Source organism: Enterobacter cloacae complex sp. P18RS, assembly GCF_014982105.1.
GTDB classification, from domain to species: Bacteria; Pseudomonadota; Gammaproteobacteria; order Enterobacterales; family Enterobacteriaceae; genus Enterobacter; species Enterobacter hormaechei_C.
Map to the genome: position 1 here is coordinate 1255 of NZ_JADCKV010000063.1, position 800 is coordinate 2054.

Annotated in this window: 1 protein-coding gene; it reads right to left on the minus strand. The window is 35.9% G+C overall.

Annotated features, from left to right (window positions below):
• Positions 1 to 186 precede the first annotated feature (186 nt).
• Positions 187 to 800: glycosyltransferase (locus INF61_RS22705; RefSeq protein ID WP_193548153.1), on the minus strand; the 614-nt coding region annotated here is incomplete at its 5' end.

The window sequence follows — 800 nt, forward strand, 5'->3', positions numbered from 1 at the left end:
AGTCATAGACATCTGCATGACTTTGACATCTTTATGTTCTGGGAGAACTTTTGCATTAGTCCCCAGTGAAACTAAAGTTACTTCATGACCTCTTTCGACCATTTTATCAGCGAGTAAGCACACTTGTTTCTCAGCCCCTCCCATGCTTAACCCGGTAATGACATAAACTATTTTCATTTCCTTGCCTTAATTTAAAATATCATCAATGAATTTATCAACTCTGAATTGCAGAGCCCAGGTTTTACATGTGGCCATGTAATATCGTTTATTATTTTTAACTTTAACTAAATCAGAAACTAGCTTATCGGGATTTTCATAGAAAAAACCGCTTTCATTATTACGAATAGCCTCTGTAATACCATATTTTTTAGGGCCGATTGCAGGTAATCCAATTGCTGCTGATTCGATAAAAGTCAATCCAAAGGCTTCTGGTTCGATAGGCAACAACCAATAGGCATCATAAGTGTTTGGGTTAATATGCAAAGCAATATTGTCACGGTCAATCTTACCCATAATACGGACGCGATTTCCTAACCCTTTATCTTTTATTTCTTTAAGTAATCTGCTCTCTAAACGGCCAGTTCCATAAATGTCCCAAGTGATATTGGCCCCCATTTTAAGCATAGTTTCGAATATACTTATCATCTCAAGATATCCCTTTCTTTTTTCTAAACGGGAGAAAGACACTAAACGGATCACAGAAGATTTTTCAGTAAGGAATATACGATTTTGCAATGCATAATTTAACATGTCAGCATTCAATCCCGCATAACTTACAACTTCTTTTTTTAGTTTGATAC